Annotated in this window: 11 protein-coding genes; 6 read left to right on the top strand and 5 right to left on the bottom strand. The window is 74.5% G+C overall.

The features are described from left to right. Window positions 1–37: 37 nt before the first annotated feature. The 3 genes from BRM3_RS08415 to BRM3_RS08405 are packed head-to-tail and all read left to right on the top strand — an operon-like array spanning window position 38 to window position 4,212. Window positions 38–1,723, top strand: a complete 1,686-nt coding sequence (locus tag BRM3_RS08415) for a DUF885 domain-containing protein (protein WP_263592883.1) — start codon at window positions 38–40, stop codon at window positions 1,721–1,723. Continuing rightward, a complete protein-coding gene (locus BRM3_RS08410; protein ID WP_263592882.1) occupies window positions 1,720–2,376 on the top strand; it encodes a Maf family protein in 657 nt (218 codons plus the stop codon). Before BRM3_RS08415 ends, BRM3_RS08410 begins: the two co-directional genes overlap by 4 nt. 60 nt (window positions 2,377–2,436) lie before the next feature. Further along, window positions 2,437–4,212 (top strand): acetyl/propionyl/methylcrotonyl-CoA carboxylase subunit alpha, encoded by a 1,776-nt coding sequence (locus BRM3_RS08405; RefSeq protein WP_263592881.1) that lies wholly within the window; start codon window positions 2,437–2,439, stop codon window positions 4,210–4,212. A 55-nt stretch (window positions 4,213–4,267) separates the two neighbouring features. Here the strand turns inward: BRM3_RS08405 and BRM3_RS08400 are convergent, their stop codons facing one another. Next, entirely contained in the window at window positions 4,268–5,737 is a 1,470-nt protein-coding gene (locus BRM3_RS08400; RefSeq protein ID WP_263592880.1) for an NAD(P)H-quinone dehydrogenase, read from the bottom strand. An 87-nt stretch (window positions 5,738–5,824) separates the two neighbouring features. On the opposite strand from BRM3_RS08400, the gene BRM3_RS08395 reads away from it, so the two are divergent. Both BRM3_RS08395 and BRM3_RS08390 read left to right on the top strand, forming a co-directional pair. Beyond that, window positions 5,825–6,670, top strand: a complete 846-nt coding sequence (locus BRM3_RS08395; protein WP_263592879.1) for a purine-nucleoside phosphorylase — start codon at window positions 5,825–5,827, stop codon at window positions 6,668–6,670. Beyond that, entirely contained in the window at window positions 6,667–8,409 is a 1,743-nt protein-coding gene (locus BRM3_RS08390) for a phospho-sugar mutase (RefSeq protein WP_263592878.1), read from the top strand. Before BRM3_RS08395 ends, BRM3_RS08390 begins: the two co-directional genes overlap by 4 nt. A 64-nt stretch (window positions 8,410–8,473) precedes the next feature. Here the strand turns inward: BRM3_RS08390 and deoC are convergent, their stop codons facing one another. Together deoC and BRM3_RS08380 are read right to left on the bottom strand one after the other, a co-directional pair. Continuing rightward, the gene (gene deoC, locus BRM3_RS08385; RefSeq protein ID WP_263592877.1) at window positions 8,474–9,121 is read right to left on the bottom strand and encodes a deoxyribose-phosphate aldolase; all 648 of its coding nucleotides are present in this window, start codon (window positions 9,119–9,121) and stop codon (window positions 8,474–8,476) included. Then, window positions 9,118–10,500 carry a dicarboxylate/amino acid:cation symporter gene (locus BRM3_RS08380; protein WP_263592876.1) on the bottom strand — a complete coding sequence of 461 codons (1,383 nt, stop codon included), beginning with the start codon at window positions 10,498–10,500 and terminating at the stop codon, window positions 9,118–9,120. The genes deoC and BRM3_RS08380 overlap by 4 nt, the downstream gene beginning before the upstream one ends. Window positions 10,501–10,706: 206 nt before the next feature. Here BRM3_RS08380 and BRM3_RS08375 point away from each other — a divergent pair, with 206 nt between their 5' ends. Beyond that, complete coding sequence (locus BRM3_RS08375; RefSeq protein WP_263592875.1) at window positions 10,707–11,780, top strand: NUDIX domain-containing protein; 1,074 nt, start codon at window positions 10,707–10,709, stop codon at window positions 11,778–11,780. A 67-nt stretch (window positions 11,781–11,847) separates the two neighbouring features. On the opposite strand, the gene BRM3_RS08370 is transcribed toward BRM3_RS08375, so the two are convergent. Together BRM3_RS08370 and BRM3_RS08365 are read right to left on the bottom strand one after the other, a co-directional pair. Then, window positions 11,848–13,161: a thymidine phosphorylase gene (locus BRM3_RS08370; protein ID WP_263592874.1), complete on the bottom strand. Its 1,314-nt coding sequence runs from the start codon at window positions 13,159–13,161 to the stop codon at window positions 11,848–11,850. Window positions 13,162–13,203: 42 nt separating this feature from the next. Then, window positions 13,204–13,626 (bottom strand): cytidine deaminase, encoded by a 423-nt coding sequence (locus BRM3_RS08365; RefSeq protein ID WP_396126892.1) that lies wholly within the window; start codon window positions 13,624–13,626, stop codon window positions 13,204–13,206. Window positions 13,627–13,635: the final 9 nt, after the last annotated feature.

The following is a 13,635-nucleotide window of genomic DNA, read 5'->3' as shown; positions in this document are numbered from 1 at the left end:
CGCCGGGATGTCGCCGCGGCCCCCTAGACTGCGCGTCATGCCCCAGACCAGCCGCACCCCCTCTGCCCTCGACGCGATCGCCGACGCCTACGTCGACGAGGTCGCACGCCTCGACCCCTTCGCCGCCACCTCGATCGGCGTGCCGGGTCACGAGCACGAGATCACGGACCTCTCGCCCGCCGGGTTCGACGAGCGCGCCGCCGCCGCCCGCTCCGTGCTCGCCTGTCTCGCCGAGGTGCCCGACGCCGACGACGTCGACGCCGTCACCCGTGCGGCCATGACCGAGCGGCTGGGCCTCGAGCTCGAGCTCGACGCGGCGCTCCTGTCGCGCGCCCAGGTCAACAACATCGCGTCCTCGCTCCAGACCCAGTCGGTCTTCGACATGATGGCGACCGACACGACCGAGGACTGGGAGGCGATCTGCGACCGGCTCGACCGGATGCCCGAGGCCATGCGCGCCTGGGCGGAGACCCTGCGCGAGGCCGCCGCGGCCGGCTACGTGTCGGCCCGCCGCCAGCTCGAGCTCGGCGCCGAGCAGGCCCGCGGCTACGCCGACCCCGCGGGAGGCTACTTCGCGACCCTCGGCGCGAAGGCTCCCACGGACGACGCCGTGCGCCGTCGCGTCACGGCGGGCGTCGAGGCGGCCTCGGCGGCCTACCGCGACATCGCCGACGTGCTCGAGAGCCTCGTGCCCCAGGCGCCCGTCGAGGACGCCGTCGGCCGGGACGCCTACCGTCTGAGCTCGCGCGTGTTCCTCGGCCAGGAGGTCGACCTCGACGAGACCTACGCGTGGGGCGTCGAGGAGCTGCGACGCATCATCGCCGAGCAGGAGCAGGTCGCCGCGCGCCTCAACGACCGCTACCGCACGGGGGCGGGGACCGACGTGGCCGCCGCCCGGGCCGCCCTCGACGCCGACGCCGCGCGCACCCTGCACGGCACGACCGCCCTGCAGGAGTGGATGCAGGCCACCGCGGACCGGGCCCTGGCCGATCTCGCGGGCACCCACTTCGACATCCCCGAGCAGATCCGCCGCCTCGAGTGCTGCATCGCGACGACCGGCTCGGGCGGGATCTACTACACCCCGCCGAGCGCCGACCTGAGCCGCCCGGGCCGCATGTGGTGGGACGTGCCGCGCGAGACCACGGAGTTCCACACCTGGTCGGAGACCACGACCGTGTACCACGAAGGCGTGCCCGGCCACCACCTGCAGTGCGGCATCCAGACCCTGCAGGCGAGCACCCTGAACCGCTGGCGCGCTCTCCTGTGCTGGGTCTCGGGCCACGGCGAGGGCTGGGCCCTGTACGCCGAGCGCCTCATGGAGCAGCTCGGCTACCTCGACGACGACGGCGACCGTCTCGGCATGCTCGACGCCCAGCGCATGCGGGCCGGGCGCGTGGTCCTCGACATCGGCCTGCACCTCGGGCTGCCCATGCCCGAGGGCGTGGTCGGCTCCGCGGGCGGGGCCTGGACGTACGAGAAGGCATGGGAGTTCATGACCCCGAACTGGGGCATGGCCCCCGCCGAGCAGCGCTTCGAGCTGCACCGCTATCTCGGCTGGCCGGGACAGGCGCCCTCCTACAAGCTGGGCCAGCGCCTGTGGGAGCAGCTGCGCGCGGAGCAGACGACGCCCGGGGACGAGGCCTCCGTGCGCGGCTTCCACCGCCGTGCCCTCGAGCTGGGCTCCCTGCCGCTGTCGGTCCTCACGGGAGCGCTCGCCCGATGAGCGCCGAGGACTTCGAGCCCCTGCTCCTGCTCGCCTCGGCCTCCGCCGGGCGGCGCGCGACGCTCGAGCGGGCGGGCATCGCCTTCACGGCCCGTCCCGCCGACCTCGACGAGGACGCCCTGCTCGCCGCGGCGGGCCCGCTCGCCCCCGCGGAGTCGGTGCTGCTGCTGGCCCGCGAGAAGGTGCAGGCCGTGCTCGCCGCGAGCGAGGGCGGCTACGTCGTCCTGGGCTGCGACTCGATGCTCGAGATCGACGGTCAGGTGGTCGGCAAGCCGCACACCCCCGAGCGCGCCCGCGAGCGCTGGCGCACGATGCGGGGACGCACGGCGACCCTGCACTCGGGGCACTGGCTGATCGACGACCGCGACGCCGAGGACGGCGGGACGGGCGCGACGCTCGGGGCGACCGCGAGCTGCGAGGTGACCTTCGCCGCGCTGGACGACGAGGAGATCGACGCCTACGTCGCGACCGGCGAGCCCCTGGGCGTCGCAGGCGCCTTCACCGTCGACGGCCTCGGCGGGCCCTTCGTGACCGCCGTCGCGGGCGACCCCCATGCCGTCGTGGGCCTGTCCCTGCCGCTCCTGCGCGAGCTGCTCGCCGAGATCGACGTGCCCGTGCACGTGCTGTGGCGCACGGATGTCGCCGCGGGCTGAGAGCCGCGCTCGCGGTATGCTCATCGACTGACCGGTGCCCTGGAAAGGAAATCCACCCCTATGGCCGCTCGCCCCTCTCCGCAGCGCTCGTTCTCGACGGTCCTCATCGCCAACCGCGGCGAGATCGCAGTCCGGATCGCCCGAGCCTGCCGGGACGCGGGCCTGCGCTCCGTGGCCGTGTACGCGGACCCGGATCGCAATGCCTTGCACACGACCGTCGCCGACGAGGCCTACGCCCTCGGCGGCGCGACCGCCGCGAACTCCTACCTCGTGGTCGACAAGCTGCTCGACATCGCCCAGCGCTCCGGCGCCGACGCCGTCCACCCCGGCTACGGCTTCCTCTCCGAGCGCGCCGACTTCGCGCAGGCCGTGATCGACGCGGGCCTCGTGTGGATCGGCCCGCCGCCCGCGGCGATCGAGGCCCTCGGCGACAAGGTCTCAGCGCGTCACATCGCCCAGAAGGTCGGCGCCCCGCTCGTGGCCGGCACCCAGGACCCCGTCGCCAGCAGTGACGAGGTGGTCGCCTTCGCGCGCGAGCACGGCCTGCCGATCGCCATCAAGGCGGCCTTCGGCGGCGGCGGCCGCGGCCTCAAGGTCGCCCGTGAGGAGTCCGAGGTCCGCGAGCTGTTCGACTCGGCGGTGCGCGAGGCCACGGCGGCTTTCGGCCGCGGCGAGTGCTTCGTCGAGCAGTACCTCGACTCGCCCCGCCACGTCGAGACCCAGTGCCTGGCCGACGCACACGGGCACGTGCAGGTCGTCTCGACCCGCGACTGCTCCCTCCAGCGCCGTCACCAGAAGCTCGTCGAGGAGGCGCCCGCGCCCTTCCTCACCGAGGCCCAGAACCGTCAGCTCGTGGAGTCCTCCAAGGCGCTCCTCAAGGAGGCCGGCTACATCGGCGCCGGCACGTGCGAGTTCCTCGTGGGGCTCGACGGCACCATCTCGTTCCTCGAGGTCAACACCCGCCTGCAGGTCGAGCACCCCGTCTCCGAGGAGGTCGCGGGCGTCGACCTCGTGCGCGAGCAGCTCCGGATCGCCGCGGGCGAGGAGATTTCCGAGCAGACCCCCACGCCGCGCGGCCACTCCTTCGAGTTCCGCATCAACGGCGAGGACGCCGGGCGCGGCTTCCTCCCCTCCCCCGGTCCCGTGCGTCGCTTCGACCCGCCGATGGGCCCGGGCGTGCGCGTCGACTCGGGTGTCCGGGCCGGCGACGAGGTGTCGGGGGCGTTCGACTCGATGCTCGCCAAGCTCGTGGTCACGGGCGCCTCGCGCACCGAGGCCCTCGAGCGCTCACGGCGTGCGCTCGAGGAGTTCACGATCGAGGGCATCCCGACCGTGCTGCCGTTCCACCGCCTCGTCGTCGAGGACCCGGCCTTCGCCCCCGAGGACCCGGCCGAGCCCTTCAGCATCCACACCCGCTGGATCGAGACGGAGTTCGGCGGCGACATCCCGCCGGCCCCTCTCGCGCACGCCCCCGAGGAGCCCGAGGATCGCGAGTCCGTGGTCCTCGAGGTCGACGGGCGCCGCGTCGAGGTGTCCCTGCCCGCCTCCCTGCGCGCCCCGCAGCCGGAGGTGCGCCACCGCCGCAAGCGCACCCACAAGCAGGCCGCCCAGGCCGCGGGCGGCGACGCCGTCGCGGCCCCCATGCAGGGCACGATCGTCAAGGTCATGGTCGAGGAGGGGCAGACCGTCGCCGACGGCGACCTCCTGCTCGTGCTCGAGGCCATGAAGATGGAGCAGCCCATCACGGCCCATCGCTCGGGCGTCGTGACCGGTCTGGACGCCGAGATCGGCGCGACCGTGTCGGCGGGCGCCGTGCTCTGCCAGATCGCGGACTGACCGCCCCCGCGCGACCTCGTGTGAGCCCTCGCCCCCGGATACCGGGGACGAGGGCTCACGTGTGCTGGGGCACGCGCCGCGCGACCTCGGCGAGGGAGCCGGAGACCGAGGGGTAGACCGTGAACGCGGCGGCGAGCTCGTCGGCCGTGAGGCGGTGGGTGACGGCGAGCGCGAGCGGATGGATGAGCTCGCTGGCCCGCGGGGACACCACGACCCCGCCGAGCACGGTCCCCGCCCCCGGGGCGACGACGATGCGCACGAACCCCTCCTCGATGCCCTGCATCTTGGCGCGCGGGTTCGTGGCGAGCGCCAGCAGACGGGTCTCGCCCGCGACCTCGCCGGCCTCGACCTCGGCCTCGCTCACGCCCACGCTCGCGATCTCCGGGGCCGTGAACACGGCCTGGGCCACCTGGCGCGTGAGCAGCGGGGCGACGGCGTCGCCGAGGGCGTGGTGCATCGCGATGCGGCCCTGCATCGCCGCGACCGAGGCGAGCGGGAGCACCCCCGTGCAGTCGCCCGCCGCGTAGATCCCGCCGACGTTCGTGCGCGAGACCCGGTCCACCTCCACGTGGCCCGAGGCGGTGCGGCGCACCCCCGCCTCGTCGAGGCCGAGCCCCTCGGTCGCGGGCACCGCGCCGACGGCCATGAGCACGTGGCTCGCGAGGATCTCCTCCCCGCTCGTGAGGACCACCCGCACCGTGTCGCCGTCGCGGACCACGCGGTCGGCCCGGCTGCGGGAGCGCACGACGACCCCGCGCCGTGCGAAGGCGCGCTCGAGCACGTCGGCGGCCTCCCGGTCGGTGCCCGGCAGCACCCGGTCGCGCGAGGACACGAGGGTCACACGGCAACCGAGCGCGCGGTAGGCGCTCGCGAACTCGGCTCCCGTGACACCGGAGCCGACCACCACGAGATGCTCGGGCAGGGCATCCAGCGAGTACAGCTGGGTCCAGGTCAGGACGCGCTCGCCGTCGACGGGCGCGCTCGGCAGCTCGCGCGGCCGGGCGCCCGTGGCCAGCAGGACCACGTCGGCCCGCAGGGACCGGGGGCCGTCCGCGCCCTGCACCTCCACCCCGTGCACCTCGACCCGGTCCGGGGCGGTGAGGCGCCCGTGCCCGCGGTGGACCGTGACGCCCGCCTCGGCGAGGGAGCGGGCGATGTCGGCGCTCTGGGCGGCGGCGAGCGCCCGCACCCGGGCGTTGACGGCGCCGAGGTCCGCACGCAGCGAGGGGTCCGTGTCGGGGTCGTCGCCGCGGGTCGTGCGCAGACCGAGATCGCCCGAGCCGCGGACCTGGTCGAGCACCTCGGCGGTCGCGATGAGGGTCTTGGAGGGCACCACGTCGGTGAGCACCGCCGCGCCGCCGATGCCGTCGGCGTCGACGAGGTGGACGTCGGCGCCGTGACGGGCCGCCACGAGGGCGGACTCGTAGCCGCCGGGGCCGCCGCCCACGATGACGACGGCGGGCGCGGCGGGGCTGCCGCGGCGGCGCGAGGGATCGGCGGGCAGGGAGAAGCTCGGATCGGTCACGTGAGGATTCTCCCCGATCGTGCCGCCCGACGGGCGGGTTCGGCGCCCCCGGCGCCGACGGGGCACGACCTGGGTTAGGTTCGTGCCATGAACGCAGCTCCCCCTCCCCCGACCGATCCCGCTCAGCTCGCCGCGGAGGCCGCGGCCGCGATCGCGCAGGCCAGCGGCGTCGCCCCCCATGACATCGCCCTCGTGCTCGGCTCGGGCTGGTCGGGAGCGGCCGACCTGCTCGGTGAGACCGTGTGGGAGGCGCCGGCGACCGACGTCCCGGGCTTCCGGCCGCCGGCCGTCGAGGGCCATGTGGGGCGCCTCCGCTCGATCCGCGTCGCGGACACCGGCGCGCACGTGCTCGTGCTCGGCGCGCGCACCCACCTGTACGAGGGAGCGGGCGTCGACCCCGTCGTGCACGGGGTGCGCACGGCGGCCGCCACGGGCTGCGGCACGCTCGTGGTCACCAACGGCTGCGGCGGCATCGACGAGTCGTGGGCCCCCGGCACACCCGTCCTGATCAGCGACCAGATCAACTTCACGGGCGCCACCCCGCTCGTGGGGGCGACCTTCGTCGACCTCACGGACGTGTACACGCCGCGCCTGCGGGAGATCGCCCGTCAGGTCGACCCCACGCTCGACGAGGGCGTGTACATGCAGTTCCACGGGCCGACCTACGAGACGCCCGCCGAGGTGCGCATGGCCCGCACGATGGGCGCGACCCTCGTGGGCATGTCCACCGCGCTCGAGGCGATCGCAGCACGCGCCGCGGGCCTCGACGTGCTCGGCATCTCCCTCGTCACGAACCTCGCCGCCGGCATCAGCGCGAGCCCCCTGAGCCACGCGGAGGTGCTCGAGGCGGGGCAGGCGGCTGCACCGCGCATCGCGGGCCTGCTCGCCGACATCGTGCGCCGCATCCCGGTCGCAGAGGGGAGCGCGGCATGAGCGCCGCGCCCGGGGCCGTGCCCGCCGAGCTCGCCGAGCGCGCGCTCGCCTGGCAGGCCGACGATCCCGACCCCCGCACCGCCGCCGAGCTCGGCTCCCTGCTCGAGGCCGCCCGCAGCGGGGAGGAGGGCGCCCTCGACGAGCTCGCCGACGCCTTCTCGGGCCCCCTCCAGTTCGGCACCGCGGGACTGCGCGGCGCGATGGGCCCCGGCCCCTTCCGGATGAACCTCGCGGTGGTGTCGCGGGCCGCGCGCGGCCTCGCCGACCACCTGATCGGGCGCCTCGGCGGGGCCGGCACCGACGAGGCGCCGCTCGTCGTCATCGGTCACGACGCCCGGCACAACTCCCGCGCCTTCGCCGAGGCGAGCGCGGCCATCATGACGGCGGCGGGGCTGCGCGTGCGCCTGTCTGACCGGCAGTGCCCGACGCCTCTCGTCGCCTTCGCGACCCGGCACCTCGAGGCCGACGCGGGCGTCGTCGTCACGGCGAGCCACAACCCGCCCGCCGACAACGGGTACAAGGTCTACTTGGGCGGCCGCGCGAGCGAGGTGGACGGCCGCGGCGTGCAGATCGTGCCGCCCGCCGACGCCGAGATCGCGGCCAGGATCGCCGCGGTCGGCGCGGTGCGGGACATCCCGCGCGCGGCCTCCGGCTGGGGCGAGCTCGGCGAGGACGTCCGCGAGGCCTACCTCGACGCCATCTGCGCCCTCCCGCTGCCCGACGCGCCGCGGGACGTGAGGATCGTGCACACCTCGATGCACGGCGTCGGCCACGAGACGGCGATGGCCGCCTTCTCGCGCGTCGGCTTCACCGAGGTCCACCCCGTGGCCAAGCAGGCCGACCCGGACCCCGACTTCCCCACCGTCTCCTTCCCCAACCCCGAGGAGCCGGGCGCGATCGACCTGGCCCTCGAGCTCGCGCGCACCGTCGAGGCCGACGTCGTGATCGCCAACGACCCCGACGCCGACCGTTGCGCGGCCGCCGCCTTCGACCCGCATCTGGGCGACTGGCGCATGCTGCGCGGCGACGAGCTGGGGGTGCTGCTGGGAGCGCACCTGATCGCCGCGCACGACTACCGCGGGGTGTTCGCCAACTCCGTCGTCTCCTCGCGGTGGCTGTCCCGCATCGCCGAGGCCGCGGGACGCGAGGCGGCGACCACGCTCACGGGCTTCAAGTGGATCGCCCGCACCCCCGGCATCGTATTCGGCTACGAGGAGGCGATCGGCTACTGCGTCCTGCCCGACGTGGTGCGCGACAAGGACGGCCTGTCGACCGCCCTCGTGGTCGCCGAGATGGCGGCGATGGCCAAGGCCGAGGGCCGCACCCTGATCGGCATGCTCGACGCCCTGGCGCGCCAGGGCGGTCTCTACGCGACCGAGCAGCTGTCCGTGCGGGTCGAGGACCTCGCGCTCCTCGGCGAGATGATGACGCGCCTGCGCCGTCGCCCGCCGACCGCGCTCGGGGGCTCCGAGGTCGGCGAGGTGCGCGACCTCGCCGAGGGGTCGGTCGAGACCACCGGGCTGCCGCCGACCGACGGCATGCTGCTCGCGACGGCCGACGACGCACGGGTCATCGTGCGGCCCTCCGGGACCGAGCCCAAGCTCAAGTGCTACCTCGAGGTGATCGAGGCCGTGGAGCCCGATGCGGACGACGCGGCGCTCGGCGCGGCCCGCGCGGCGGCGGCCCGCCATCTCGCCGCGATCGTCGAGGACGTGCGGGAGGCCCTCGGCGTGTCCTGAGCATGCGAGAAGACGACGGGCGCGGGGCCGAGGCCCCGCGCCCGTCGTCTCCTCCGGTCCTCGCTCAGCCCTCGAGCACGGCCCGGGTGCCGGACAGGCCCAGGCGGGAGGCGCCTGCGGCCACCATCGCCTCGGCGGCCTCCCGGGTGCGGATCCCGCCGGACGCCTTGACGCCCAGCCGGTCGCCGACCGTGCGCCGCATGAGCGCGACGGCGTGCTCGGTCGCCCCGCCGGCGGGGTGGAAGCCCGTGGAGGTCTTCACGAAGTCCGCGCCGGCGCGCTCGGCGGCCTCGCACACGGCGACGATCTGCTCGTCGTCGAGGGCGGCGGACTCGATGATCACCTTGAGCACGGTGGGCGCCGGCGCCGCGTCGCGGACCGCGCGGATGTCGGCCTCGACGCCGTCGACGTCCCCGGCCCGGGCCAGCCCGATGTTGATGACCATGTCGACCTCCGCGGCGCCCTTGGCCACGGAGTCGGCCGCCTCGGCCGCTTTGATCGCGCTCGCGTGCTGTCCGGAGGGGAAGCCGCACACGGTCGCGACGGCGACGCTCGTCGAGACCGGCAGCATCGAGGGCGACACGCAGATCGAGTAGGTCCCGAGCTGCTCGGCCTCGCGGGCGAGCGCCTCGACGTCCTGCCGGGTCGCCTCGGGCTTGAGCAGGGTGTGGTCGACCATCCGGGCCAGGTCAGCGTTGTCGATGTGAGTCATGGCCCGATTGTGGCACGTTCGCGCGCGGCTCCACCGTCCCCGCTCGGAGGTCCCGCCTCCCCGTCAACCCCTCGATCCTCGGTCAGTCCGCCGCGTCGGCCTTGGCGAAGAGCGCCGCGTGGCCCGAGAGGTCCATATCGGCGGCGACGGTCTTGCCGGAGTCGTAGACCTGGCGGTCGAGCTCGTCGGTGGCGTCGGCGACGAGCATCGCGACCATCGTGTCGCCGTTGACGTTGAGGAAGGTGCGGAAGATGCCGGTGAACCAGTCCACCGCGATCAGCAGGCCGACGGCCTCGATCGGCAGCAAGAGCGAGGTGGCGAGGAACATCGCGACCACCGGGGAACCCGCCCGGCACGGTGATCGTGCCCATGTTCAGCAGGATCGCCAGTAGCATGCCCATCGCGATCTGGCCGACGCCGAGCTCGATCCCGCCGGTCTGCGCGAGGAACATCACGACGATCATGTAGTTGAGGACCGCGCCGTAGGAGCCCATGGTCAGGCCGATCGACAGGGTGAAGTTGGCGACGCGCTGGCTGACCCCGACCTTCTCGATCGCGCTCCGCAGGACCGTCGGGAAGGTCACCGCCGAGCTCGTGGTGGTCACCGCGATCACCGTCTGCTCGGCGAGCTTGGACGGCAGGCGCAGGGGGTTCAGCCGGGTCCGCAGCGAGACGACCGCGACGAAGACGAGCATGAGCACGACCACGCCGAGGCCCGTCGTGCCGAGGTACGCGAGGGCCGACGTCACGACCGAGAAGCCGATGCGACCGGTGAGCGAGGCGAGCAGGCAGAAGACGCCGATCGGCGCGATCACCATCACCAGCCGGATCATCGTGAGCACGATGTTCTGCACCTGGTCGAGGAACTCGAGCACGAGGGTGTTGCCGGTGCGGGACTGATAGCTGTTGAGCGCGAGTCCGAACAGGAGCGAGAAGACGATGATGGGCACCATCGTGGCCGTGGACATCGCCTCGAAGACGTTGGTCGAGACGAAGCCGAGGATCGTGTCCTGCCAGCCCGTCGCCTCGGTCGCGGACTCCTCGAGCGCGGGATCGACCCCTCCGTTGAAGGTGATGCCCGCCCCGGGGTGGAGCAGGGCGCTCAGGGCGTAGGCGGGGATCGCGGCGGCGACCGAGAAGCCGATCATCCAGGCGAACGTGCGCAGCGCGAGGCGCCCCATGCCGCTGCCCGACATGGAACCGGTCGCGACGATCACCGAGGCCATCACGAGGGGCACGATCGCCATCTGGATCAGCCGGATGAACAGGTCGCCGACGCACTGCAGGTTGCCGGCCCACTCCCCCGCGATCAGGCCGACGAGGATCCCGGCGACGGCGGCGATGCCGATGAGGGTGGCGGGGTGCTTGAGCGTGGCCATGATCGCATCCGTGGTCCGGCCTGCAGGTGGGCGTCACGCTAGCCGGGCACGTCGCCGCCGCCCGCCCGCGGGCGGCCCCGTGACCCAGGCGTGATGCGGGCTCCCGCATCGTGGACACCCTGCAACATGGAGACCGGGGCCCGCGGAAGCCCGCGGCCGCCGCGGAGGCGCCGCGGGCCGGGGCGGGGCTCCTAGACTGCTCGTCCATGAGCTCTCCCTCGCCGTCGCCCGCCCCGCCTCGCCGCATCGTGCTGATCGCGGGCCCCTCGGGGAGCGGGAAGGGCGTGATGACGCGGCGCAGCGGGCTCCCGCTCGTGCCGCTCGACGAGTTCTACCGCGACGGCGACGACCCCTCGCTCCCGCACCGCTTCGGGATCGTGGACTGGGACGATCCGGGGTCCTGGGACGCCGGCGCGGCGCTCGAGGCGCTCACGGTGCTCGCGCACGAGGGCGTCGCCGAGATCCCGCGCTACACGATCGCCGAGAACCGCCGCACGGGCGTGCGCACCCTCGACGCCTCGGCCTCCTCCCTCCTCGTGGCCGAGGGCATCTTCGCGGCCGAGCTGGTCGCGCCGCTGCGCGCGGCGGGCCTGCTCGCCGACGCCCTCGTGCTGTCCCGTCCGGCGCCGCTCGTGTTCGCCCTGCGCCTGGCCCGGGACCTGCGCGAGGCGCGCAAGCCGCCGCTCACCCTCGTGCGGCGCGGCTGGGCGCTCGCGCGCGAGCAGGCGCCCGCGATCGCGGCGTGGCGCCGGGCCGGGATGACGACCGTCGGCCTGCACGAGGGCCTCGCGCGCCTCGAGGCGCTGCACGGCCTCGCCGAGACCGAGCGGCATGTGCGGCGCGCCTCGGGCGCGGGCGGCGCCGTGCTCCGGATCGCGGCCGTGTGCTTCGTGCGGAGCGGGAGCGAGGGGCTCGAGGTGCTCGCCGTCCGCAAGCGCGGCACCGGCTCCTTCATGCAGCCGGGCGGCAAGCTCGAGCCGGGAGAGAGCGCCCGCGCGTGCGCGGTGCGCGAGCTCGTCGAGGAGCTCGACGTGGCCCTCGACGAGGGCGACCTCGAGCTGCTCGGCGAGTTCGACGCGGTGGCCGCCAACGAGCCCGACACATGCGTCGCGGCGAGCGTGTTCCTGGCCTCGGCCGAGGCCCTCCCCCGGGACGTCGAGGTGCGGGCGGAGATCGTCGAGTCGGTGTGGTGCCCTGTCGCCGCCCCGCCCCGCGGGCGCCGCTGGGCGCCGCTCATGACCGAGCACATCCTGCCCGCCCTGCGCGCCGCGCAGGCCTGAGACCGCCCGAGGCCGCCCGGGTCGGGCAGGCCCGGGCAGCGGGCGCGGTCCTCAGACGATGCGGTCTTCAGGCGATGCGGTCCAGCACGATGCGCCGCTCGGCCGCGGGGGCGTCCGCCTCGATGCTCCACGCGCCGTCGATCGCCTCGACGGACCGGTCGAAGCGCTCCGGGGTGTCGGTGTGCAGCACGGCGAGCACGTCGCCCGCGCTCACGGTGTCCCCGATGGTCCTCCTCAGCTCGACACCGGCGCCGGCCTGCACCGCCTCCCCGGGGCGGGAGCGGCCCGCGCCCAGGCGCCATCCGGCGACGCCCACCTGCATGGCGTCGAGACCCGTGACCCGACCGGCGGCCTCCGCGCGCACCTCCAGGGTGTGCGCGGCCTCGGGCAGCGGCGCGTCGGGATCGCCGCCCTGGGCCGAGATCATCGCCCGCCAGGTGTCCATCGCGCGTCCGTCCCGGAGCGCCTCCTCGACGTCGGCGTCGGTCCTCCCGGCGGCGGCGAGCATCTCGCGCGCGAGGGCGACCGTCAGCTCGACGACGTCGGCGGGGCCGCCGCCGGCGAGCACCTCGAGGCTCTCGCGCACCTCGAGGGCGTTGCCGACCGTGAGCCCGAGCGGCGCGGACATGTCGGTCAGCAGGGCAACCGTGCGCACGCCGGCGTCGGTGCCCAGGTCCACCATGGTGCGCGCGAGCTCGCGGGCGTCGGCCTCGTCGGACATGAAGGCGCCCGCGCCCGTCTTGACGTCGAGGACGAGGGAGGCGGTGCCCTCGGCGATCTTCTTGGACATGATCGAGCTCGCGATGAGCGGGATCGCCTCGACGGTCCCGGTCACGTCGCGCAGCGCGTAGAGCTTCTTGTCGGCCGGGGCGAGCCCCGAGCCCGCCGCGCACACGACGGCGCCCACGGACTCGAGCTGGGCGATCATCTCGTCGTTGCTCAGGTCGGCGCGCCAGCCGGGGATCGACTCGAGCTTGTCGAGCGTGCCGCCCGTGTGGCCGAGGCCGCGGCCCGACAGCTGGGGCACGGCCACGCCGAAGCTCGCGACGAGCGGCGCGAGCGGGAGGGTGATCTTGTCGCCGACGCCGCCGGTCGAGTGCTTGTCGGTGGTCGGACGGCTGAGCGCCGAGGAGAAGTCCAGGCGCTCGCCCGAGGCGATCATGGCGTCGGTCCAGCGCACGATCTCGTCGCGGTCCATGCCGTTGAGGAAGATCGCCATCGCGAGCGCCGCCATCTGCCGCTCGGCGACGACGCCGCGCGTGTAGGCGTCGATCACCCAGTCGATCTGGTCGTCGCTCAGGCGGCCGCCGTCGCGCTTGGCGCGGATGACGTCGACGGCGTCGAAGCGCTCGACGGAGGATGCGGTGGTCTCGGGTGCCATGAGGGTTCTCCTTGACGTCGGGGCAGGGTGGTCCGGGGCGGCTCAGTCCCCGGGGGCGACCTCGTCGAGGTCGCGGGGGCCGAAGGCCTGCGGCAGGACCTCGTCGATCGTGCGCGGCCCCTCGGGGGTGAGCAGGACGAGGTCCGCGGCGGCGTGCTCGGACAGGAGCTGGCGGCAGCGGCCGCACGGCATGATGACCGCGCCGAGCCCGTTGACGCACACGAACCGCACGAGGCGGCCGCCGCCGCCGGCCACGAGGTCGGAGACGAGACCGCACTCGGCGCACAGGGTCACGCCGTACGCGGCGTTCTCGACGTTGCATCCGCCGACCGTGCGTCCGTCGTCGACGAGCGCGGCCGCGCCGACGGCATACCCCGAATAGGGGGCGTAGGCGCGCGCGGCGAAGTCGACGGCCACGGCGAGCAGCGCGGCGAAGTCCTCGGGGGTCTCGCGGGGATCGGTCACGCTCGTCTC

This window comes from Brachybacterium huguangmaarense (assembly GCF_025725725.1).
Classification (GTDB): Bacteria; Actinomycetota; Actinomycetes; order Actinomycetales; family Dermabacteraceae; genus Brachybacterium; species Brachybacterium huguangmaarense.
Note: the sequence above shows the minus strand (reverse complement) of the source record. Positions and strands in the feature narration are given on the sequence as shown.